This is a genomic window from Gulosibacter sediminis (assembly GCF_030011715.1).
Taxonomy (GTDB): Bacteria; Actinomycetota; Actinomycetes; order Actinomycetales; family Microbacteriaceae; genus Gulosibacter; species Gulosibacter sediminis.
Genome location: NZ_JASCYH010000031.1, coordinates 1 through 22,192 on the forward strand (window position 1 = coordinate 1; position 22,192 = coordinate 22,192).

Consider the following 22,192-nt stretch of genomic DNA (forward strand, 5'->3'; position numbering starts at 1 on the left):
TTCCCTCTCCTCCACTCGCGAAGAACGGGTGAGTGGTCGCTTTTTGTAGTTCTGGCGGTGCCAGAACTACAAAAAGTGACCACTCAACCGTTCTAGGTGGCCGGGGTTAGGCCGTGGCGTAGGGGTTCGGAATAGCGGTGTACTTCGTGTAGAGGTACTCCTCGATGCCCTCGAACGACCCCTCCTTGCCGAGGCCCGACTGCTTCACGCCACCGAAGGGGGCGGCCGCGTTCGACAGCACGCCGACGTTGAGGCCCATCATGCCCGACTCGATGCGGTCCATCATGCGCTGGCCGCGGTCGAAGCTCTCGGTGAAGACGTACGACATGAGGCCGTACTCGGTGCCGTTCGCGAGCGCGACGGCCTCGTCCTCGGTCTCGAAGGTGATGATCGGCAGCACCGGGCCGAAGATCTCCTCGCGGAAGATCTTGGCGCCCTCGGTGATGTTCTTCAGCACGGTCGCCTCGAAGAAGTAGCCGTCGCCGTCGACCGGGCTACCGCCCGACACGACCTCGGCGCCCTGCTCCACGGCGTCGTCAACGAGCTCCTTGACCTTGTCGACGGCCTTCTGCTCGACGAGCGGGCCGATCACGACGCCGTCCTCGATGCCGGGGCCCATCTTGAAGTCGTTCACCTTCGCGGCGACGCGCTTCGAGAACTCGTCGGCGATCGACGCCTGCACGATGATGCGGTTCGCGGCGGTGCACGCCTGGCCGATGTTGCGGAACTTCGCGGCGATAACGCCCTCAACGGCCTTGTCCAGGTCGGCGTCCTCGAACACGACGAACGGGGCGTTGCCACCAAGCTCCATCGACGAGCGCAGCACCTTGTCGGCGGCCTTCTTCATAAGACCGATGCCGACCGGGGTCGAGCCGGTGAACGAGATCTTGCGGAGGCGGTCGTCCTCCATGATCGCGTTCGTGACGCCGCCGGTGTTGCGGGTGGTGATGACGTTGACGACGCCCTTCGGCACGCCGACCTCTTCGAGCACCTTGGCGAAGTAGAGGGTGGTGAGCGGCGTGAGCGACGCCGGCTTCACGATGACGGTGTTACCCGCCGCGAGCGCGGGGGCAATCTTGCGCGTCGCCATGGCGAGCGGGAAGTTCCACGGGGTGATGAGGAAGCAGGGGCCGACCGGGTGGTGCGACACGAACATGCGCTGCGTGCCCTCGGGGTTCTCGGCGTAGCGGCCGATGATGCGCGGCGCCTGCTCGGAGAACCAGCGGAGGAACTCGCCACCGTAGTTCACCTCACCCTGCGCCTCGGCGAGGGGCTTGCCCATCTCGAGGGTCATGAGCAGCGCGAACTCGTCGCGGCGAGCCATGACCTCGTCGAAGGCCTTACGCAGCAGCTCGGCGCGGGTGCGGGCGGGCGTGCGCGCCCACTCGTCCTTGACCGCGACCGCGGCATCGAGGGCAGCGATGCCCTGCTCGACGGATGCGTTGGCCACGCGGACGAGTTCGGCACCGGTAGCGGGGTTGTTCACGACGAACGCGTCGCCGCCCTCGCCGTCGACCCACTCGCCGCCGATGAGCAGCTGGGTCGGAACCTTCGCGAGGAGCTCTGCCTCAGTTGGGTAGGTCATCTATGACTCCAATTCGTTGCGCTGGTATCTGGACGCGAATCACGCGCTCACGCGTCCTTCGACGGTACACCGCGAAGGTTCCGCGGCCGCTGGTGTTGCCGCACGCATCCGTTCCGGATCTTTGTGCGAAACCACAACGGTTTGCGCGCATGCCAAACTAGCGACATGGCCCCCACCACCGCGAACCGACAGACGTCTTCGCACGCGCAGACGCTTTCCCGCGGCATCCGGGCGCTTGAGGTGCTCGCGGAGGCCGGCCGGCCGATCTCGATCGCCGATCTCGCCGGCGCCCTCGACGTGCACCGCTCGGTGGCCTACCGCATCCTGCGCACGCTCGAGGACCACGGCCTCGTGCGCCGCGACTCGCAGGGGCTCATCCGCCTCGGCCCGCGCATGGCCCAGCTCGCGCGCGGCGTGCAGCGCGACCTGCAGACCGTCGCGCTGCCCGAGCTCACCGACCTCGCGAACCGTTTCGCCGTCACCGCGTTCGTCGGCCTGCTCGACGACGACGACATCGTCACCCTCATGAGCGTCGAGCCACGGATCGCGTCGACCTCGGTCGCGCAGCGCCCGGGCAGCCGGCATCCCGTCACGGCCGGCGCGGCTGGCCTCGCGGTACGGATGCAGATGGACGGGCTCGACCTCGACGACGAGGACATCCGCGCGGCGCACCTGCGTGGCCACGCGACCTCGTCGAACGAGGCGGTGCCGGGCCTCTCGGCGCTCGCCGTGCCGCTCCCGCTCGCGGATGAGCAGCTCGCGTCGCTCGCCGTCGTATTCCTCAACTCGGGTGAGGAGCGCGACGAGGCCGCGATCGTCGCGGGCCTGCACGACGCGGCGCGCAGGATCTCGGCGGCGCTCGCGTAGCGAAGCGGAAAGCGTCGTTGCCCCGGGGGAACACGGCATCCCCGAGGCAACGGACTCTCTCGCACCTCATCGTTGTGGCACGAAACTCGCGGATCTTCGGGGGCCGAGCTAACCAGCGGGGGCGGTCACAATTTCGACTCGATTTCTGATCCTGTCCATAGTTTGCACCAAGATGCCGAATAGCACAAAGCCTGGCGTACATCATCACAAGCACGCCGATGCCGAGCAGGGTCGGAGGTGTCGATCAGCCTTCGGTCTGATTCGCACGCTCGGACTGCAATCCAGCGGATGACGACCGGGCGACCCGCGAAAACCTAGGCTGATGTCAGCCGGTTGGCGACCTGCATCCCGACCCCCAAAGAAGAGGAACATCATGTCGACTAAGAAACTGCGCATCCCTGGCATCCTCGCCGCCGTCGCGATCGCTGGGCTCGTGCTCACCGGTTGCCAGAGCGGCAACGAGCGCATCGAAGACCGCTCGAACACCGAGGCCGAGGCCGACGAGCAGGACACCACCGAAGAGACCACCGACACGACCGAGGAAACCACTGAGCCCGAGGAGTCGGACGAAGAGGAGTTCCAGGCTCCCGAAGAGCAGAGCGTCTTCGACATCACCGTCGGCGACTGCGTGACGCAGCCCGAGGAAGAGTCGTCCGAGTACCAGACTCTCGAGATCGTGCCTTGCACCCAGCCGCACGAGTACGAGGTGTTCTACGAGTTCGATGTGACTGACATCGACGAGTTCGACAAGACTGCAATTGAGAACCAAATTGCAGAACAGTGCTACGGCCAACCATTCGAGGACTTCATCGGCACCGCCTACGACCAGTCGACCCTCGGCGTGCAGTACCTCATGCCGACCCAGGGCAGCTGGGATGAGAACAACGACCGTCTCGTGAGTTGCATGGTCTACGAGGCCGACGACACCAACGAGACAACGCAGTCGCTCGAGGGCTCGCGCCTCTAACCCACCCCGACAAACAAAGCCCGCCCGGGCGAGGAACGAGCCTCACCCGGGCGGGCATTTTCGTACCTGATTACGCGGGCACGAGCGCCGACTTCAGCGTGAAGCCCGCTTCGGCCGCGGCGGCAGGGCTGACGGATGCGGCGGCCGCGGAGGCGAGCAGCTTGCGGGCGGCGACGTGGTCGGCCGGTTTGTTCACCGACTCGACGCAGACGAGCCGCTCCCCCGCGAACCGCAGCACCGAGAACTTGCCGGCGGCGAGATCGCCGAGCACGACCTCGGCGTCGGCCCCGTCGGCGAGACCCGTGATCTGCAGCTTTGCGCCAGCCTGGATCGACCAGAACCACGGCACCTCGTCGTAGTCGCTCGCGCCGTGCACGATGGCGCGGGCGACGTGGCGGCCCTGCTCGGTGGCGTTCTGCACCGACTCGATGCGCTGGAGTTCGCCCCGCGCATCGGGGAAGCGCGCGATGTCGCCGATCGCCCAGATGCCCGGCAGGCTCGTGCGCAGCGAGGCGTCGACGATGACGCCTCGGTCGACCGCGATGTCAGCGGATCTGGCTGCGCCGGTAAACATCGGGCAGTCGTCGACGCCGATGCCGGCGACGGTGAGGTCGGCGGGCCAGTCGGCGAGGTCGCGCTCGTCGGCGAGGTCGTCGACGCCGAACACGAACTCGACGCCGGCCGCGCGCAGGTGTGCGGTGAGCCAGTCAGCGGTCGTCGCCGAGGCCGAGCGGCCGAGCACGCGCGAGCCCCGGCTCAGCAGGGTGACGCGCTTGCCCTTCGTCGCGGCGACCGCGGCGAACTCGAGCCCGATGAATCCGCTGCCGACCACGACGACGCGCTCGGCCTCGGCGAGCCGACCGCGCAACGCCTCGGCGTCGTCGGCCGTGCGCAGCACGTGCGCGCGGGCAGACTCGCCCTCGGCGCAGCGCAGGCGCCGGGCGGGCGTGCCGACCGCGAGCACGAGCTCGTCGTAGGTGATGTGCGAGCGCTCGCCCCGCGCATCCGCGAGCTCGATCGCCCGCGCGCCCGGGTCGATGCCGCGCAGCTCGACCCCGAGGCGCAGCTCGATGCCGAGGCGCTCGTAGAACTCGGCGCCGCGCAGGGGCAGCGGCTCGTCGCCCGACGCGAGGCCGTCCTTCGACAGCGGCGGGCGCTGGTACGGCAGCCGGGTGTCGCGGTCGAGCAGCACGACGTCGCCGTCGAAGCCCTCGTCGCGCAGCGTCTCGGCCGCCTGCACGCCCGCGTGCCCGGCACCCACGATGACGACGCGCATCGCTACACCTGCGATTCGGGCAGGTCGACGGTGAGCTCGTCGAAGTCGCGGCCGGCGAGCAGCTGGCAGCCGAGGCGCGAGTTGTCGAGGCGATCCGAGGTGGTGCACTCGAGCATCTCGTCTTCGTCGTCGCTCACCTCGGGCAGGTCGACGCCCTCGGGCACGTAGACGTGGCAGGTGGCGCACATGGCCTGGCCGCCGCACTCGCCGACGATGCCGGCCACGTCGTTCTGCAGGGCGGCGCGCATGATCGAGGTGCCCTCGTCGACCACGACGGTGGCCGACGTGCCGTCGACGCGGCGGTAAGTAATGCTGGGCATTGGGGTGTCCTTTCGGAGAAGTAAGGGGGTGCGGGCCTAGGCGTCCCAGGTGATCGGCATGTGCGTCATGCCGCGGAAGACCCATCCCGTTTCGATGGCCTCCTGCTCGGGGTCGAGGCGCAGGCCCGGGAACTCGGCGAACAGCCGGGGCAGGGCGACGTCGGCGACCTGCGAGCGGGCGAGCCACGCGCCGGCGCAGAAGTGCACGCCGCCGCCGAACGAGAGGTGCGGCTGCTTCTCGCGGCCGAGGTCGTAGCGGTCGGCGTTCGCGAACACCGACTCGTCGCGGTTCGCCGAGAGGGCGACGACGCCGAGCTTCGCGCCAGCCGGCAGCACGGTGCCGCCGAGCTCGACCTCGCGGGTGGTCTGGCGCGGGTACATGCCGATCGGGGCGATCCAGCGCACGCCCTCCTCGAAGGCGTCCTTCCACGTGCGGGTGCCGTCGAGCACGGCGGCGCGCTGCTCGGGCTCGCCGAACAGGCCCATCATGATCGTCGTGATCGCGTCACGCGGCTCGTTGATGCCGCCGCCGATCGACATCTTGAGGTTCGCGCGGATGTTCGCGAGCGTCACCTCGTCGCCGTTCGACGTGTGGATGATGTTCGAGATGAGCGTGTCGTTCGGGTGCTCCCAGTAGTGCGCGATCATCTCGTCGAGGGCGGTGTTCACCTCGTCGTAGCTGCGCTTCGCCTCGGCCCACACCTCGGGGTCGTCGGCATAGTTGCCGGTGCCGTTGATCATCGTCTGTGACCAGCGGATCATGTCTTGGTCGGTCGCGTTCTCGAAGCCCATGACCCGGCGCAGGTTCTCGGCCGCGTAGGGCCCGGCGAAGTGGTGCACGAACTCGACGCCCGGGCCGACCTCGCGCAGCACGGCGGCGTAGCGCTCGTAGCTCTCCTCGAACACCTGGCGCCAGCTCGCCTTGATCGCCTTCGGCTTGAGCACATTGCCGTAGGTCGCCCGCTGAACGGCGTGGTTCGGGTCGTCCATGCGCAGCATCGAGTGGCCCATCGACTTCTTCATGAGCGAGCCGCGCTCGTTCGCCGTGAAGGTGTCGGGGTCGTTGTCGACGGTGTGCACGTCTTCGTAGCGCGTGACGAAGTAGCGTCCGGCCGCCGGCACGTACGGCACCGGATGCTCCTGGCGCAGCTTCGCGAACGTCGGGAACGGGTCGCGCGTGAGGTCCTCGAGCGTCACCCAGTCGGCGATGTACGTGCCGGGCAGCGGCTCAGGCGCCTCGTAGGGCGTGTGCTCGGGCTCGGCGACGGCGGTCGCAGAACCGGCAAAGAACGGGCAGGTCGCAGTCATGGTGTGCTCCTCGGACGTCGGTGTCACGGTGCGGTGGGGACGCGTCGGTGCGGCCCAGTACTGCAACAATTCCACCGCGAGAACCAAAGCAAAAGCACGGAGTTTCGTAGAACATCCCCTATTTGAATGATGTTATGGGAAGATCGAGCGCATGTCCGACTTCACGCTGCGCCAGCTCGAGTACCTCGTCGCCGTCGCCGAGCACGGCACCATCGCCGCGGCCGCCGCGAGCCTGCACGTTTCAGAATCGGCGGTCGCGACCGCGCTCACCCAGCTCGAGCGAAGCCTCGGCACGACGCTGCTCGTGCGCCGCCGCGCGCACGGTGTGCAGCTCACCTCTGAGGGCACCCTCGCCGTCCAGCGCGCGCGCTCGCTGCTCGTGCAAACGCAGGATTTCCAGGCGGAGTTCTCGTCGGTCGAGCTGCGCGGTACCGTGCACATCGCGACCTACCCGACGCTCGCACCCACGCTCGCGCCGCGACTCGTGCGCAAGCTCGAGGATGCGCATCCCGGCCTGCGCGTGCAGGTGTCGACGATGCCCGCATCGCGCCTGCAACAGGAGGTTGAGCACGGTCAGGTCGACCTCGGCATTTGCTACGGCTTCGACCTCGCCGGCGACTTCGAACGCAGGGTGCTGCGCCAGCTGCACGCCCACGTCGCGCTGCCACCCGACCACCGCCTCGCCGACGCCGAGCGCGTCGACCTGCGCGAGCTCGCCGACGAACCGTTCATTCGCTACGACCAGTCACCGAGCTGGGAGCACACGCAATCGGTGCTCGAGGCTGCGGGCATTTCTGTGAACACGCGCTTCTCGACCGACGGCTACGAGCTCGCGCGCTCGTACGTCGCGGCCGGCCTCGGCTGGAGTCTCTTCGTCATGCGCTCGCTCAACGAGGGCACGCGCGACGGCGGCCACATCGTCGTGAAACCAATTTCGCCGCCACCCACCCCGACCGAAGTCGTGGCGGTGTGGCGGCGAAACCGGCCGATGCGGCGGGTACAGCCGCTCATCGACGCGCTCGTGGCGCTCGTGCAGGAGGACGCGCGAACGCTACCGGAGCTTGGTTAGTTCGTCGGCGCCGTAGTACTCGACCATGATCGCCGAGGTCTCGGTGGGCAGGCGGTCGGGGTCGAACAGGTGATACCGGCCCGACTCCTCGAAGCCGACGTCGAGCGGAATGCCGCGGCGGTCGCGGAGCACGAGCACGGCGCTGAGCGAGATGAGGATCATGACGAGCAGGTACTGCGACACGGCCTGCGTCGTGCCGAACTGCGCGACGAGCGCGGCGGCGATGGTCGGGGCGAACGCGCCACCGAGGATCGCGCCGAGCGCGTACGAGATCGAGACGCCCGAGGTGCGCACCGAGGCCGGGAAGGTCTCGGCGTACCAGGCAGCCTGCGGGCCGTAGGTGAGGCCGAGGCCGACGGCGAAGATGACCATGCCGACCGTGAGCCAGAGCAGGTCGCCGGTGTTGACAAACCAGAACAGCGGGAACGCGAACAAGGCCATCCAGAGGAAACCGATGATGTACGTGTTCTTGCGGCCGATGCGGTCGGCGAGGTAGCCCGAGAACAGCGTCGCCACAAACCACATCGCCGCCGCGATGGTGACCGCGTTGAGCACGCTCGTGCGCTCCATCGCGAGCAGCCCCTCGGGGTTCGTCGAGTAGTTGAGGATGAACCCGCCGGTGATCATGTAGCCGGCCGCGTTATTGCCCGCGAAGACGAGGGCAAGCAGGATGACGAGCTTCCAGTGCTTTCGGAAGAGCTCGACGATCGGCATCTTGATGCGGTTGCCCGTCTCCTTCATCTCGGTGTAGACCGGCGACTCCTCGACCGACTGGCGCACGATGAAGCCGACGACGACGAGCACGATCGAGAGCAGGAACGGCACGCGCCAGCCCCACTCGTTGAACGCCTCACCGGGCGAGATAACGCCCGACATGAGGGCGAGCACGCCGGTCGCGAGCAGCATGCCGATCGGCACGCCGAGCTGCGGGAACATGCCGTAGCGGCCGCGCTTGTTGACCGGGGCGTACTCGACGGCCATGAGCACCGCGCCGCCCCACTCGCCGCCGGCCGAGACACCCTGCAGGATGCGCAGGAGGATGAGCAGGATCGGCGCGATGACGCCGACGTCTTCGTAGGTCGGCAGCACACCGATGAGCGTCGTCGCCGCGCCCATGAGCACGAGCGTGATGACGAGCATGAGCTTGCGGCCGAGGCGGTCGCCGTAGTGGCCGACGAGCGCCGCGCCGAGCGGGCGGAACAGGAACGAGATGCCGACCGTGAGGAAGGTGAGGATCTGGCCGAGCGTGCCGCCGACCTCGGCGAAGAAGAGCTGGTTGAACACGAGGCCGGCGGCGTTCGCGTAGATGAAGAAGTCGTACCACTCGATGGTGGTGCCGACGATGGTCGCGCCGACGACGCGCCGGCGTTCTTTCGCAGAGCGCTGCTCCGCGGAGGTTTCAGACATGGGGGACTCCTTTGTCAACCACGACGCAGCGTGGCTTGGTGAGGTTCGCTTCTTCGGCGATGAAACATGCGGGCGCTCGTCGACCGCGGAAGAAGTTGCCTGCTCAGTTTCCGTCGAATCGTATTTGAAATCAAATCTAATTCTGGGAGGATCTCCGGCCGCCTCTACGCTCGACTGGCTACGATGAGGGGCAAATGTCGCAGGCATGGATGGACACCGACGTCACCGAGGGCCCCGATGGTGCGCCCACCGGTGCTATTCACGTGCCCGGCGGCGGGCCCGACTCGTTCGGCCCGGTGAACCTCACGCTCGCGCAGTTTCAGGAGGAAGTAAACGCCTCGTTCGTGCCGCTCATCGTGACGAGCGGGCTCGGCGAGCGCTTCCGCGGCCGCATCAACGGCGTCAACGTGCACGGCGTCGGCTTCACCGACGTGCGCGCCGACCCGCAGCTCGTCGAGCGCACGCCGGAGCAGATTGCCGAGGCGACCGAGCACTTCTACAAGATCTCGCTGCACCTCGAGGGCACGGGCACGCTCCGCCAGGGCGGCCGCAGCGTCACGCTCTCCCCCGGCGACCTCGCGATCTATGACACCTCGGTGCCCTACGAGCTCGAGTTCACGCACCGCTTCCGCTCGCTCGTGATCATGCTGCCGCACGCGCGACTCAGCGTGCCGCACCGCCTCTCGTCGCAGTTCACGGCGATCCGGCTCGCCGGCTCGGAGGGGCTCGGCCGCGTGGTCTCGCCGTTTCTCGCCACCCTTGGCACGAACATGCACGAGTTGCGCGGCCCCGCGGGCGCGAAACTCGTGCAGAACGCGGTCGACCTGCTCGACACTCTGCTCTCGAACGAACTCGACCTCGTGAAGTTCGCCGCCGACCCGCACCTCTCGCTGCTGCAGCAGGTGCGCGACCGGATTGACGACAATCTGGGAGATCCGGGGCTCAGCCCGAACTCGATCGCCGCCGACGCGTTCATTTCGGTGCGCCACCTTCACAACCTCTTCCACGACCAGGGCCAGACGGTCGCGTCGTACATCCGCACGCGCCGCCTCGAGCGCACCTACCTCGACCTCACGAGCCCAGAACACGCGGATGTCTCGGTCGCCGCGATCGGCAGCCGCTGGGGCTTTAAGGACCCGGCCCACTTCTCTCGGGCCTTCAAACAGGCGTACGGCGAATCGCCCCGCGACGTGCGCCGGCACGCGCTCGGCCGCTAGCCGCGCATCCGCCCCCACCTTTCTCGTGGCGAAGGGCGCCCCACGTACAGTACGATTGGATCCAATCAGCAGATCAAGGGAGAGGCTGCATGGGACCCAACGACGCGACCCACACCACGACGGCACCACGCATCGACGAGCTCGAAGCGCTCGCCCGCGAGGGCCGCTGGCACGTCATCAACACCGTCACCGCCTCGAAGGCCGGCCATGTCGGCGGCCCGCTCTCGGCGATGGACCTGCTCGTCGCGCTCTACTTCGCGCAGCTGCGAGTCGACCCGGAGAACCCCCAGGACCCGGGCCGCGACCGCTTCATTCTCTCGAAGGGCCACAATGCGATCGGCCTTTACTCGGTGCTCGCGATGCGCGGATTCTTCCCCATCGACGAGCTCGCGACGTTCGACCACGGCGACTCGCGCCTGCAAGGGCACCCCGACATGCGGCTCACGCCCGGCGTGGACGCGTCGACCGGCTCGCTCGGCCAGGGCCTCTCAGCTGGCGCAGGCATGGCACTCGGCGCGAAGCGACTTGGATCCGATAACCACGTCTGGGTGATGCTCGGCGATGGCGAGATGGAAGAGGGGATGGTGTGGGAGACCGTACTCTCGGCGCCGCGCTACCGCCTCGACAACCTCACCGCGATCATCGACCTCAACGGCCTCCAGCAGTACGGCTGGCCCGCGAACGACGACGACCGCTTCGACCGCAGCGAGCCGCTCGGCCACGTCGACCTCGCCGCGGTGTTCGCCGGCTTCGGGTGGCACGTGCTCGAAATCGACGGGCACGACTTCGCCGAGATCCTCAACGCGTTCAGCACCGTCACCGAGGCCCGCGACCGCGACGGCCGCCCATCCGTGATTCTCGCGACCACCTCGAAGGGCCGCGGCATCTCGTTCACCGAGGGTACCTACGCGTGGCACAACGGCATCGCGACCCCCGAACAACTGGCGCAGGCGCGCCTCGACCTCAAGCAGGAGCAGGCATGACCGCGCAACGAAGTGTGTGGGGCGAGACCCTCGCCCGCCTCAGCGTCACCGATGAGCGCGTGATCGTGCTCGACGGCGACCTCGCCACCTCGACGAAGGCCGACACCGTCGCGAAGCAGAACCCGAAGGCGTTCGTGCAGGTTGGCATCGCCGAGCAGAACCTTGTCGGCATGGCCTTCGGCCTCGCGACGATCGGCTATCGGCCGTGGCTGTCGACGTTCGGGGTGTTTCTCACGAACCGCGCCCTCGACCAGATTCGCATGCTCGTCTCACAGACGAAGGTGCCGGTGCGCCTCTGCGCCGCCTACTCGGGCCTGCTCAACGGCTCGAGCGGCAAGACGCACCAGGACATCGAGGACTTGGCGATCATGCGTGCGATGCCGAACATGACGGTGCTCGCTCCCGCCGACGAGCACGAGGCCCGCGCGGTCACCGAATGGGCCGCTGGCTTCGACGGACCCGTCTACATTCGCTACGCCCGCGACGCGGTCGCCCCGGTGTTCGACGCCGACTACGAGTTCGAGCTCGGCGCGGTGCACACGCTGCGTCGCGGCGGCGACGTCACGCTCGTGTCGACCGGCGTGCAGGCCTCGCGCGTGCTCGAGGCGGCCGAGCTGCTCGCGGCGGCTGGCGTCGACGCGCAAGTCGTGCACCTGCCCACGCTGAAGCCGCTCGAGGATGCGCGGGTGCTGGCCGCGCTCGAGGGTGCGCCGATCGTCGTCTCGGTCGAGGAACACACCGAGATCGGTGGCCTCGGCGGCTTGCTCGCCGAAATGTTCGCGCGCCACGACGTGTCGACGCCGTTGCGCGTGCTCGGCCTCGCCGACGCCTGGTCGGAGTCGGCCCCGAACGACTTCCTGCTCGACAAGTACGGCCTCAGCCCCGAGCGCGTCGCCGAGCGAGTCCGCGCGCTGCTCTAGGAGGGCTAGCGGCGATCGCGGGCGGGGGCTCCGTCGATCGGCAGGTCGATGCCGACGCCGCGTTCGGCGGCCCGGGCGGCGGCGACGGCCGCGAGCGCCGTGTCCCACGAGCCGGCGCCCTGCGAGACGAAGGCGGTGATCGCATCCGCGTCGCCGCGCACCTCGCCGAGCGCGAGCAGTTCGCCGAGCTCGCGCACGTCAGCCCAGTCGATCGCCCCGGCCTCGGCGGCGCGGATGAGCGTGCCGCCCTCGCGCTGCGCGGCCACGACATCGTCGGTCACGAGCAGGTCGATCTCACGCATCGCCTCGGGCTCGACCTCGGCGTTGGCGGGGTTGTTTGAGCCCGCGAAGATGTAGTGCTTGCCCGGCAGCATGTGCCGGCGGAGGATCACCGGGTCGTGCGCGCTCGTCATGGTGATGACGACGTGGGCGTCGGCGATCGCCTCGTCGATGGTGTCGAAGCGGCTCGCGGTCACGCCCGTGCGCTCGGCAAGCAGCGCGGCGAAGGCGTCGCCGCGCTCGGCGTTGCGGCCGTAAACGTGCAGCTTCGTCGCGCCGAGGGCGAGCAGCACCGCCTCGGCCTGCGTCTGCGCCTGGTACCCGGTGCCAACGATCGCGACGGTGTCAGCGCCGCCGGGCGCGAGCTCGCGGGCCGAGACGCCGCTCGCGGCGCCGGTGCGCAGCTGGCCGAGCCGGTCGGCCTCGTAGAGCGTCGTGAGCGCGCCCTCGTCATCGAACAGCAGGCCCCAGAACTTCGCGGCGCCGTTGCCGGTGACGTACACCTTCGCACCGATCGCGTTCGCGCTCGCGACGCTGCCGCCGAGCACGTTGAGCACGAGCGGCCCGAGCTTCGCGCGCGTTCGCGGCGCATTGCCCGAGTCGCCGCGACCCTGGTCGCGCAGCGCGTCGGTCACGGCCTCGAGCGCGTCGCGCTGGTCGACGAGTCCGTCGATGTTGGCCTCAGTGAGAAAACGAACCACGATGGTCTCCTTCCAACCGGGAGCATCCCGGGATGCTACGCCGAGAACACGACGACCGGCTTCACGACGGTCGCGTCGGCCGCCGCGCGCAGCGCAGTCACGGTCTCGGCAATGGTGAACTCCTCAACGATGGCGTGGAGCGCGTCGGCGCGCTCCCCCACGATGCGCTCGGCCGCCGCGAAGTCCCCGCGGGTGTAGGCGTACGAGCCACGCAACGTGAGCTGGCCGCGCACGATCGCGTTCATGTCGAGCGCGAACTCGGCCGCGAACATCGCGGGCACGCCGATGACGCCGCCGCGGCGCACTCGAGGTAGCGCCCCGCGCAGGGCGACGCCGGCGCCGGAGGCGTCGAGCCACGCGTCGAACTCGCGGCCGGGCGCATCCGCCCGCATGCCGAGCGCGAGCGCCGCTGCCATGCGCGACTCGGCGCCCGAGGGCGGTCCGCTGATCGTGACGTTCGCGCCGGCGGCGAGCGCGGCGCAGCCGGCGAGCAAGCCAACGGCACCGGGGCCGCTCACGCAGAGTTCGACACCCCGCAGCGGCTCGATCCCGGCGGCCTCGGTGTCGAAGGCGGTCGCGATGCCCCGCAGCGCCTGGTACGCAACGGCCATCGGCTCGATGAGCGCGGCGAGCCGGGCGTCGAGCGACTGCTCGGCGAGCACGTGCAGGCGGTCGGCCGCGAACACGAACGACTCGGCGAGGCCGCCGTCGAAGTGCATGCCCATGCAGTTGCGCTCGAGGCAGCGGTTGGTGTGCCCGGCGCGGCAGACCGCGCAGTGGCCGCAGCCGTCGATGGCGATCGGCACGACCCGGCGGCCGACGAGCGCCGCGTCGATGCCCTGGCCCACCGCATCCACCACGCCCACCACTTCGTGGCCGATGACGACGTTCTCGGGCACCCACTCGTACCCCGCGTCGGCGCGCACCGCGTGCACGTCGCTGCCACAGAGGCCGACGGCCTCGGTGCGGATGCGCACCTCGCCCGCCGCGGGGCTCGGCTCGACCACGCGGTCGATCACCACATCCCACGGCGTGCGCGAGCGAAGCCGCGCGGCGAGCTGCTCAGTTGCCAAAGTACGACTCTCGCACCACGTCGCTGTCGAGCAACTCGCGCGCTGTGCCGCTGAGGCGCGACTGCCCGCCCTCGATGATGGTGCCGTGTTCGGAAACCTCGAGCGCGTTCTGCACGTGCTGCTCGACCAGCAGCACCGTCATGTCGGCAGTCGCGATCTCGCGCACGAGCGCGAACATCTGCTCGACGATCACCGGGGCAAGGCCGAGTGACATCTCGTCAATCATGAGCACCTTCGGGTTCGCCATGAGCCCGCGGCCGATGGCGACCATCTGCTGCTCACCGCCCGAGAGCAGCCCGGCCTCTTGTTTGCGCCGCTCGAGCAGACGCGGGAAGTGGTGGTAGACCTCGTCGAGCCGAGACTGCGCGTTGCCGTCCCCGCGGCTGACGAAGCCGCCGAGCAGCAGGTTGTCTTCGACCGACATCGAGCCGAAGAGCTTGCGCCCCTCGGGCACCTGCACGATGCCGAGCTCGACGCGGCGCTTCACCGGCGCGTTCGTGATGTCCTCACCGTTGAAGATGATCTTGCCGGTCGCCGCCTTGAGCAGGCCCGAGATGACCCGCAGCGTTGTCGACTTACCGGCCGCGTTCGGGCCGAGGAAGGCGGTGATGCCGCTGTCGGGCAGCGTCAACGACACGTCTTCGATGGCCTGGGCGTCGCCGTAGAAGGCGCTGATGTGCTGAACCTCAAGCATTGGATTGGCTCCCTCGCTGCTCGGCTTCCGAGATGATGTTGCTCGCGATTGTGTCGTCGGTGTGCTTCGTGCCGAGGTACGCCTCGATCACCTTTGGGTCGGTGATGACGTCCTGTGGGTCGCCTGCGGCGAGCACCTGGCCGTTGTTGAGCACCATCATCTGGTCGGAGACCTCCATGACGGCCGCGACGATGTGCTCGATCATGAGAATCGCGACACCGCGGTCGCGCACCCGCGTGACGAACGGCAGCACATCGGTGACCTCGCGGCTGTTCAGGCCGGCGAGCACCTCGTCAAGCAGCAGCAGCTTCGGCTCGGTGCCGAGCGCCTTCGCCACCTCGACGCGCTTGCGCATCGCAAGCGTGAGCGACTCGGTGGGCCGCTCGGCGATATCGGCAATGCCGAGCTCGTCGAGCAGTTCCATCGCCTTGGCTCGGGCGACGGATGGGCGGGGATGGTTGATCAGCACCGGCACCATGACATTCTCGACGACGGTCATGCCCGAGAACGGACGCACGACCTGGAACGTGCGGCCGATGCCGCTGCGGGCGCGGGTGGGCAGGTCGGTCTTCGTGATGTCCTTGCCATCGAACTCGATCGTGCCCGAGTCGGCGGGGAACAGCCCCGAGATGAGGTTGAAGAACGAGGTCTTGCCAGCGCCGTTCGGCCCGATGATGCCGATGATCTCGTCACCGCCGAGTTCGAGCGAGACGTCGTTGACCGCCTGCACCCCTCCGAAGCGCTTGCTCACGTTGCTCACCTTGAGCAGAGTGTCATTCGCCATTACTACTCACCGTCCTTCTTGTTCGAGTTCGCGCCCCGGCGCATCCAGCCGCGCAGCTTCTTCCAGCCGTCGACGAGGCCACCGGGCATGAGGCGCACGATGACGATGAGCGCGACGCCGTAGATCATGAAGTTGAGGCCCTGCACACCCGAGAACGAGGTGCGCAGCCATTCACCGAGCGGCGTCATCAGCACCGCACCGATGATCGGGCCGACGATCGTGCCCATGCCACCGATGATGCCGTTCAGGGCCGGCTGCACCGAGTAGAGCGTCATCGAGAACTGGGTTTCGGGTTCGATCACGAACAGGTAGAGGGCAGCAAACGCGCCGAACGCGCCGGTGATCGCCGCCGAGACGGCGAGCGTGCCCACCTTGAGGCCGTTCGTGTGCACGCCGAGCGCACGGATCGCCTCTTCGTCGGTCTTCATCGCGCGCAGGTGATAGCCGATGCGCGAGTTGTAGAGCCAGACCGAGAACGCGACGACGACAATCACCATGGCGAGCACGATGAAGTAGTACGGCTCGCGATTCTCGAACGAGATGAAGGCGAAGCCCTGGTCGGGCGGGGTCGTGATGCCGACCGAGCCGTTCGTGAGCGGCACCGCCCAGATCGCGAGCAGGCGCAGCACCTCGACGAACGCGAGCGACGAGAGGGTAAAGAACGGCCCGCGCAGCCGCAGTAGCGGCACCGCGAGCACCATCGACGCGGCGGCAGCCATGACCATGGCGGCGAGGATGCCGACCCACGGGTTGACCCCGAGGTTCACGTAGAGGATCGCCACCGTGTAGGCGCCAACGCCGAAGAACGCGGCGTGGCCCAGCGAGAGTGTGCCGCCGATCGCCATGAGGTTCCAGGCGACGGTGACGCCGACGTAGATAAGGGTGATGACGGCGATGTGGAGCACGTACTGGTCATGCACGACAAGGGGCAGGAGCAGCGCGACGAGGCCGGCGATGCCCAGGCCGAGTATATTGCGGTTCGACATTACTTGAGCCCCACTTCTGCGTTGCGAGCCGAGCCACCGAAGATGCCCTGGGGGCGCACGATCAGCACGACGATGAAGACGGCGAACACTGCGACCTGTTGCAGCGCCGGGTCGATGTAGGTTCCGGTGAGGGTCTCGATGACGCCGAGGAACAGGCCGCCGATGAGCGCGCCGGTCATATTGCCGAGGCCGCCGAGCACGACGACGACAAACGCCATGAGCGTGTAATGCGCGCCGACAAGCGGGTATGCGGCCTGGAACGGGATGATCAGCACGCCGGCGATGCCGGTGAGGGCGGCACCAAGGCCCATCGCGATCATGTAGTAGCGCTTGACCGGGATGCCGAGCATCCGGGCGGTGTCGCGGTCTTCGGCAATCGCGCCGAGCGCCTTGCCGAGCATCGTGCGCTTCATCATCCAGAACAGCGCGACGACGAGCAGGATCGCGACGACGAAGGCAATCACGCGACCGTAGGTGGCGCTCACGCCCCCGACCGAGATCGACTGCTCCGCCCAGCCCACCGTGACGGTGCGGAACTGGCCGCCGAAGAGGAACAGCGCGAAGTTCTGCAGGAACACCGAGAGCCCGAGCGTGACGAAGATTTTCATGTTCGCCGAGGATTCCTGCATCGGTTCGAGGATGAACTTCTGCAGCAGCACGCCCGAGATGAACATGATGGGCGTGACGATGAGCAGCGACACATACGGGTTGACGCTCCACGAGGTGTAGAGGAACCACGTGAAGTACATCGCGATCATCACAAGCTCACCGTGCGCGAAGTTCGTGATCTTCACGACGCCGAAGATGATGTTGAGGCCGACCGCGACGAGCGCGTAGACCCCGCCGAGCAGGAGCCCGGCGACGAGGGCTTGAATGAGGAATGTCATGGCTTCGCTGACCTCACTGTCCGAACGGGCTGGTGTGTTTGGGCTCGGAGACGGCGACCTCGGTCGGGAACACCGTGACGAGCTCGTTGTCTTGCCACTGCATGACGTAGTCCTCGGAGCGCTCGTTCTGGTTGTTCGTGCCCATCTTGTAGCCCCAGGTGTTGACGCTCTGGCTGTTCGGCGCCTCGTACTTCAGTGCCGCTTCGTGGAAGGCGTCGGGGTCGTCACTGCCGCCGGTGAGCTCGAGGATGTCGAGCACGTACGAGGTGCCCGCGTAGTTGCCCTGCGGGTAGCCCGAGCTCGGGAACTTGTTGTACCTCTTCTCGTAGCGCTCGAGGAAGCCCGCAAGCTCGGGCGCAGCCTCAGGGCTGAGGCGCGGCTGCGGGAAGTCGCAGTCGTAGACGCCCTCGGCGGCCGAGCCGAGCGCATCCCCGAACTCCTGCAGCGTGTAGCCGCCGCCGATGCCGATGAACGCGCCGACCTTGACGCCGGCGTCGCGCATCTGGCGGCCGAGGAGCACGGCGTCGGAGGCATAGGACACGGCAAGGATGACGTCGGGCGCGGCCTGCTTGATGCGCGCAACGGTCGACGAGAGGTCGGTCTGCTTTGCCGAGTAGGCCTCGTGGTCAGCGAACGACATGCCGAGCGCTTCGGCGTTTGTGTCGGCGCTCGCCGTGACCGACTGGCCGTAGTTCGAGTCCTCGTGCACCATCATGAGTTTGAGGTCGGACGGCTTCTTGCCGAGCTTCGGCGCGAGCACTTCGGCAGTGAACTTCAGCGCCTGTTCGGTCTGCTTCGTCGAGGCAGGGTTGATGCGGTAGACGCGCGGGTAGGCGCGGTCGGTGATGCCGGCCGCGACGGCGCCGAGCTCGACGAAGCTGTTGCCGGTGCGGGCGAAGACCTCGCTTGCCGCGGTCGACAGCGACGAGCTGTAGGTGCCGAGGCCGAGCTTGATGTTGTTGTTGAAGACGAGACGGCGGGCCTCGGAAGTCGCGGCGTTGACGTCGGGCACGTCGGCGAGTACGACTTCGACGCGCTTACCGGCGACGCCGCCGCGTTCGTTGCGGTCGGCGACCGCCATCTCGACGCCCTCCCAAGAGGCCTGGCCGAGGAGCGCATTCGTGCCCGACATCGGCATCATGACGCCGAGGCGAAGCACCTCCGCGGTCGTGCCGGGCGCCGAACAGCCCGCGAGCGAGCTGCCCGCCGCGACGGCGACGGCGGCCGCGCCGCCGAAGCGGAACAGGCTTCGCCGATCGAAACTTGCATGCAGTGGATTCATCTGAACTCCGTTGTTCTGAGGAGCTGGCCGAGGTGAGCCAGAGCGAGGGGAAGGGTGCAGATTAGGCGGCGGTCCAGCCGCCGTCGACGGTGATGAGCTGCCCCGTGAGGTACGAGGCGGCGTCGGAGGCAAGGAACACGGCGGCGCCAGCGAGCTCCTCCGGGTCGCCGAAGCGGCCCATCGGGATGCGTGCGAGCATTTCTGCGTAGCGCTGCTCGTCGGTGAACACGGCCTCGGTGAGCTCGGTGCGGAAGTAGCCGGGCGCGATCGCGTTCGCGCGGATACCGCGGCCCGACCACTCAGAGGAGAGGCTGCGGGCGACGCCATAGACGCCGGACTTTGTCGCGGTGTACGCCGAGATCTGCGGCATCGAGATCGTGCTCGTGAGCGAGCCGATGAAGATGTGCGAGCCACCCGTGCCGCGGTCGAGCTGGCGGCGGCCGAGCTCCTGGCTCAGTGCGAACGGCGCCGTGAGGTTGATGCGCAGCAGGCGCTCCCACTGCTCGGGGTCGAAGTGCTCGGCGGCCTGACGGTGCTGCACGCCGGCGGCGTGGAGCACGATGTCGAGCGGCGCGCCGAGGGCGGCCTCGGCGTCATCGAGCAGCTGCGCGGGGGCGGCGGTGACGTCGGCCGCGATACCGATCGCGCCGAGCTCGTCGGCGGTGGCGGCCACCGCATCCTCCGAGCGCGCCACCACGACGACGCGCGCGCCGGCGTCGACGAGGCCACGGGCCATCGCCTTGCCGAGCCCGCGACTACCGCCGGTCACGAGGGCGGTCTTGCCCGCGAGCGAGAAACGGTCGTGAAGTGACATGCTGCTGCTTTCTAGTGCGTGCGAATCGCAACGGCCTTGGTGCGGGTGTAGAACTCGAGGGCGACCTCGCCCTGTTCCTTGTAGCCCGAACCCGAGTCTTTGAACCCGCCGAAGGGGTGGTGGATGTCCCAGCCGCTCGTGGGCTGGTTGACCGACACTTGGCCGGTGTCGACCTGCGCGACAAACTGCATCGCCGAGCCAAGGTTCTGCGTAAAGATCGCGGCCGAGAGGCCGTAGCTCGAGTCGTTCACGGCCTCGACCGCCTCCTCGAAGCTGTCGACCTCGAGCATCCCGACGACTGGGCCGAACACCTCGGTGCGCCAGATATCGTGCTCGCGCGTGACGTCGAGCAGCGTTGGCTCGACGAAGGCACCGGCCTCGGCGGCCGCGCCCGTGAGCTCAGTGCGGGCCACGACGGTCGCGCCCTCGGCGACCGCGCGCTCGACATGGCCGCGAATCTCCTGCTGCGCGCCCTCGTCGACGACGGGGCCCATCGCGACGCCCTCGGCGGTGCCCGGCGCGACGTTGATGCCGCGCACGTAGTCGGCGAGTCGCTCGCGCACCTCGGCGGCGACTTCGCGCTGCACGATGAGACGGCTCGTCGCGGTGCAGCGCTGGCCGGCCTGGCCGTAGGCGCCCGCGGCGATGGTGGGAATTGCGAGGTCGAGGTCGGCGTCGGCGAGCACGACCGCGGCGTTCTTGCCACCCATCTCGGTCTGCACGCGAATGCCGCGGCCCGCGAGCTTGCGCTGCAGCTCGAGGCCGACGGCGGTCGAGCCGGTAAACGAGACGGCACGAATCGAGTCGTCGACAAAGAGCGTGTCTCCGAGGTCGCGGCCGCGACCCGTGACGGTGTTGAGCACGCCCGCGGGCAGGCCGGCCTCGTGGAACAGCTCGGCGAGCTTGAGCAGGATGAGCGGGGTCGCCGATGCTGGCTTGATCACGACCGCATTTCCCGAGATGAGCGCCGGGCCGAGCTTGCGAGCCGGGGTGAGCAGCGGGTCGTTCCACGGCGTGACGAGCACGACGACGCCGAGGGGCTCCTGCACGCGCGCCGCGAAGGTGTTCGGGCGGCCGTCGGCGAGGAGGCCGCCGAACTCGTCACGCCCCATACCGCCGTAGTACTCGAAGAATTCGGCGGTCTTGCCGACCTCGCCCGCCGCGTCAGCGACGGTCTTGCCGAGCTCGGCAACGATGACGTCGCGCAGCTCGGTCGCGTGCTCGCGGATCAGCGCGGCGGTGCGCAGCAGCACCGCGCCCCGGGTGAGGCCGTTCGCCCGGCGCCACTCGGCCGCGCCCGCGCGCGCCGACTCGAAGACGGCGGGGAGCTCGTCGGCGGTCATTGCCGGCACGCTGCCGACGACGTCGCCCGCGGTCGCGGGGTTCGTCACCTCGAGGGTGCCACCGGCGCTGGCATCGACGAACTCGCCGCCGATGAGGTTCTTCAGGTGTCCGATCTGCATGTGGAGTGCTCCTCAGGTGCTCAGTTGGCGGTGGCGGCGAAGGCCGCGTCGAGGTCGCCGGTCTCGACGGCGGCGAAGAGCGCGCGCAGGCGCGGCTCGTCCATCGCCTCGGGATTGGTAGGGCGCTGGTATTCAGCGCTGCAGTAGCGGGCGAGCTCGTCGACCTGCCCGGCGTCGATGCGCGCCTCGCCGAGCGTCGTCGGCAGGCCCATGCGCTGCGCGAGCTGCTGCACGGCGTCGGCGGCGTCGCGCAGCGAGGTGCTCGCGCCGTTCGTCAGCGCGAGCGCGATTCGCTCGGCGAGGCGGGGCTCGAGGTGCTGGTTATACGCGATGCAGTACGGCAGCGCGAGGGCGCACGAGACGCCGTGCGGCATCGGGGTGACGTGTGCGAACGAGTAGGCGATCGAGTGCCCGACGACGACGCCCGCGTTGAGCGCCTGCCCACCGAGGTGCGAAGCCCACTGCGTGCGCGCGAGCGCCTCGGCGTCGCCGTTGTAGGCGGCCTCGAGGTTCGCGACGAGCAGCTCCATGGTGTGGAAGGAGGCGTGGGCCGAGAGCATCGACGCCTTCGACGACATGAGTGCCTCGACGGCGTGCGCGAGCGCGTCCATGCCCGTGGCCGCGATCACCTTGTTCGGCAGGCTGCTGACGAGCTCGGGGTCGAGCACGGCGACCTCGGGCACATAGCTGCTGCAGACCGAGGCGCGCTTGGCGCCGTCGATCGTGACCATGGCGATGTTCGTCGCCTCGGAGCCGGTGCCGACCGTGGTGGGCACGAGCACAAGCGGGGCGAGGGCGAGCTCGTCGGCAACGGGGCCGACCCAGTCGGCGCTCGTGCCGCCCTGGCGCAGCATGAGCGCGATGAGCTTCGACGAGTCGAGCACCGAGCCGCCGCCGACACCGATGACTGCGGTGGCCCCGGCGTCGCGGGCAGCCTGTGCGACCTCATCGACGACCTCGGCCGTGGGCTCGGCGCCGAAACCACCACGCACGAGCACGTCGATGTCGCCGTCGCGCAGGGCCGCCTCAATCGGGTCGATGAGCCCGGCGGCGGCAACCGCGTCATCGACCGCGAGCAGGACGGTGCCGCCCTCGTAGCTCGAGTGCTTGCGGAGGATGTCGGGCAGGCGTCGGGCGCTGCCGGCGCCGCCAACGACGGCGGCGGGGGCGAGGAAGATCGAGTCGGAAACCGGATTTGGCCACCAGGGTGCGGACGTCATCGTCGCTTCTTTCTGTGCTCGGTGCGGGAACTGCGCAGGGGACGCGATGCGCGCCCCAGGGATCCATCATTGGATCCAACAGTTCCCGAT

General features: G+C 68.5%; 21 protein-coding genes. 6 read left to right on the plus strand and 15 right to left on the minus strand.

All coding sequences use genetic code 11. The features are described 5' to 3' along the window. Positions 1 to 106 precede the first annotated feature (106 nt). Complete coding sequence (locus QM019_RS09725; protein ID WP_282852812.1) at positions 107 to 1,585, minus strand: NAD-dependent succinate-semialdehyde dehydrogenase; 1,479 nt, start codon at positions 1,583 to 1,585, stop codon at positions 107 to 109. A gap of 165 nt (positions 1,586 to 1,750) precedes the next feature. Here QM019_RS09725 and QM019_RS09730 point away from each other — a divergent pair, with 165 nt between their 5' ends. After that, entirely contained in the window at positions 1,751 to 2,452 is a 702-nt protein-coding gene (locus tag QM019_RS09730; RefSeq protein ID WP_282852813.1) for an IclR family transcriptional regulator, read from the plus strand. A 373-nt stretch (positions 2,453 to 2,825) separates the two neighbouring features. Beyond that, on the plus strand, positions 2,826 to 3,419 hold the full coding sequence (locus QM019_RS09735; RefSeq protein WP_282828608.1) for a septum formation family protein: 594 nt from the start codon (positions 2,826 to 2,828) through the stop codon (positions 3,417 to 3,419). A gap of 70 nt (positions 3,420 to 3,489) precedes the next feature. Here the strand turns inward: QM019_RS09735 and QM019_RS09740 are convergent, their stop codons facing one another. The 3 genes from QM019_RS09740 to QM019_RS09750 are packed head-to-tail and all read right to left on the minus strand — an operon-like array spanning position 3,490 to position 6,323. Beyond that, the gene (locus QM019_RS09740; RefSeq protein WP_282852814.1) at positions 3,490 to 4,695 is read right to left on the minus strand and encodes an NAD(P)/FAD-dependent oxidoreductase; all 1,206 of its coding nucleotides are present in this window, start codon (positions 4,693 to 4,695) and stop codon (positions 3,490 to 3,492) included. A gap of 2 nt (positions 4,696 to 4,697) precedes the next feature. Next, the gene (locus tag QM019_RS09745; RefSeq protein ID WP_282852815.1) at positions 4,698 to 5,015 is read right to left on the minus strand and encodes a 2Fe-2S iron-sulfur cluster-binding protein; all 318 of its coding nucleotides are present in this window, start codon (positions 5,013 to 5,015) and stop codon (positions 4,698 to 4,700) included. A 36-nt stretch (positions 5,016 to 5,051) separates the two neighbouring features. Further along, complete coding sequence (locus QM019_RS09750; protein ID WP_282852816.1) at positions 5,052 to 6,323, minus strand: cytochrome P450; 1,272 nt, start codon at positions 6,321 to 6,323, stop codon at positions 5,052 to 5,054. Between the two features lie 151 nt (positions 6,324 to 6,474). Here QM019_RS09750 and QM019_RS09755 point away from each other — a divergent pair, with 151 nt between their 5' ends. Then, positions 6,475 to 7,392, plus strand: coding sequence for a LysR family transcriptional regulator (locus tag QM019_RS09755; protein WP_125107735.1), 918 nt, complete (start codon positions 6,475 to 6,477; stop codon positions 7,390 to 7,392). Here QM019_RS09755 and QM019_RS09760 read toward each other — a convergent pair. After that, the gene (locus tag QM019_RS09760; RefSeq protein ID WP_282852818.1) at positions 7,375 to 8,799 is read right to left on the minus strand and encodes an MFS transporter; all 1,425 of its coding nucleotides are present in this window, start codon (positions 8,797 to 8,799) and stop codon (positions 7,375 to 7,377) included. The two genes, QM019_RS09755 and QM019_RS09760, sit on opposite strands and share 18 nt — an antisense overlap. Before the next feature lie 194 nt (positions 8,800 to 8,993). On the opposite strand from QM019_RS09760, the gene QM019_RS09765 reads away from it, so the two are divergent. The 3 genes from QM019_RS09765 (at position 8,994) to QM019_RS09775 (ending at position 11,919) form a co-directional block, all read left to right on the plus strand. Then, entirely contained in the window at positions 8,994 to 10,016 is a 1,023-nt protein-coding gene (locus tag QM019_RS09765) for an AraC-like ligand-binding domain-containing protein (RefSeq protein WP_282852819.1), read from the plus strand. An 89-nt stretch (positions 10,017 to 10,105) separates the two neighbouring features. Next, positions 10,106 to 10,999 (plus strand): transketolase, encoded by an 894-nt coding sequence (locus QM019_RS09770; RefSeq protein WP_282852820.1) that lies wholly within the window; start codon positions 10,106 to 10,108, stop codon positions 10,997 to 10,999. Continuing rightward, entirely contained in the window at positions 10,996 to 11,919 is a 924-nt protein-coding gene (locus tag QM019_RS09775; RefSeq protein ID WP_282827632.1) for a transketolase family protein, read from the plus strand. The genes QM019_RS09770 and QM019_RS09775 overlap by 4 nt, the downstream gene beginning before the upstream one ends. Before the next feature lie 5 nt (positions 11,920 to 11,924). Here QM019_RS09775 and QM019_RS09780 read toward each other — a convergent pair whose 3' ends face one another. The 10 genes from QM019_RS09780 to QM019_RS09825 form a co-directional block, all read right to left on the minus strand. Further along, complete coding sequence (locus QM019_RS09780) at positions 11,925 to 12,899, minus strand: ornithine cyclodeaminase family protein (protein ID WP_282852821.1); 975 nt, start codon at positions 12,897 to 12,899, stop codon at positions 11,925 to 11,927. Positions 12,900 to 12,934: 35 nt separating this feature from the next. After that, positions 12,935 to 13,972 (minus strand): zinc-dependent alcohol dehydrogenase, encoded by a 1,038-nt coding sequence (locus QM019_RS09785; RefSeq protein WP_282852822.1) that lies wholly within the window; start codon positions 13,970 to 13,972, stop codon positions 12,935 to 12,937. After that, a complete protein-coding gene (locus tag QM019_RS09790) occupies positions 13,962 to 14,666 on the minus strand; it encodes an ABC transporter ATP-binding protein (protein WP_249387143.1) in 705 nt (234 codons plus the stop codon). The genes QM019_RS09785 and QM019_RS09790 overlap by 11 nt, the downstream gene beginning before the upstream one ends. After that, positions 14,659 to 15,450 (minus strand): ABC transporter ATP-binding protein, encoded by a 792-nt coding sequence (locus tag QM019_RS09795; protein WP_282852823.1) that lies wholly within the window; start codon positions 15,448 to 15,450, stop codon positions 14,659 to 14,661. The genes QM019_RS09790 and QM019_RS09795 overlap by 8 nt, the downstream gene beginning before the upstream one ends. A gap of 2 nt (positions 15,451 to 15,452) precedes the next feature. After that, entirely contained in the window at positions 15,453 to 16,436 is a 984-nt protein-coding gene (locus QM019_RS09800) for a branched-chain amino acid ABC transporter permease (protein WP_282852824.1), read from the minus strand. Continuing rightward, positions 16,436 to 17,323 carry a branched-chain amino acid ABC transporter permease gene (locus tag QM019_RS09805; RefSeq protein WP_193128619.1) on the minus strand — a complete coding sequence of 296 codons (888 nt, stop codon included), beginning with the start codon at positions 17,321 to 17,323 and terminating at the stop codon, positions 16,436 to 16,438. Before QM019_RS09805 ends, QM019_RS09800 begins: the two co-directional genes overlap by 1 nt. Before the next feature lie 13 nt (positions 17,324 to 17,336). Continuing rightward, a complete protein-coding gene (locus tag QM019_RS09810) occupies positions 17,337 to 18,605 on the minus strand; it encodes an ABC transporter substrate-binding protein (RefSeq protein ID WP_282852825.1) in 1,269 nt (422 codons plus the stop codon). Between the two features lie 61 nt (positions 18,606 to 18,666). After that, positions 18,667 to 19,419 (minus strand): SDR family NAD(P)-dependent oxidoreductase, encoded by a 753-nt coding sequence (locus QM019_RS09815; RefSeq protein WP_282827620.1) that lies wholly within the window; start codon positions 19,417 to 19,419, stop codon positions 18,667 to 18,669. 11 nt (positions 19,420 to 19,430) lie between these two features. Next, entirely contained in the window at positions 19,431 to 20,882 is a 1,452-nt protein-coding gene (locus tag QM019_RS09820; RefSeq protein WP_282852826.1) for an aldehyde dehydrogenase family protein, read from the minus strand. 20 nt (positions 20,883 to 20,902) lie between these two features. Further along, the gene (locus tag QM019_RS09825; RefSeq protein ID WP_282852827.1) at positions 20,903 to 22,102 is read right to left on the minus strand and encodes an iron-containing alcohol dehydrogenase family protein; all 1,200 of its coding nucleotides are present in this window, start codon (positions 22,100 to 22,102) and stop codon (positions 20,903 to 20,905) included. Positions 22,103 to 22,192: the final 90 nt, after the last annotated feature.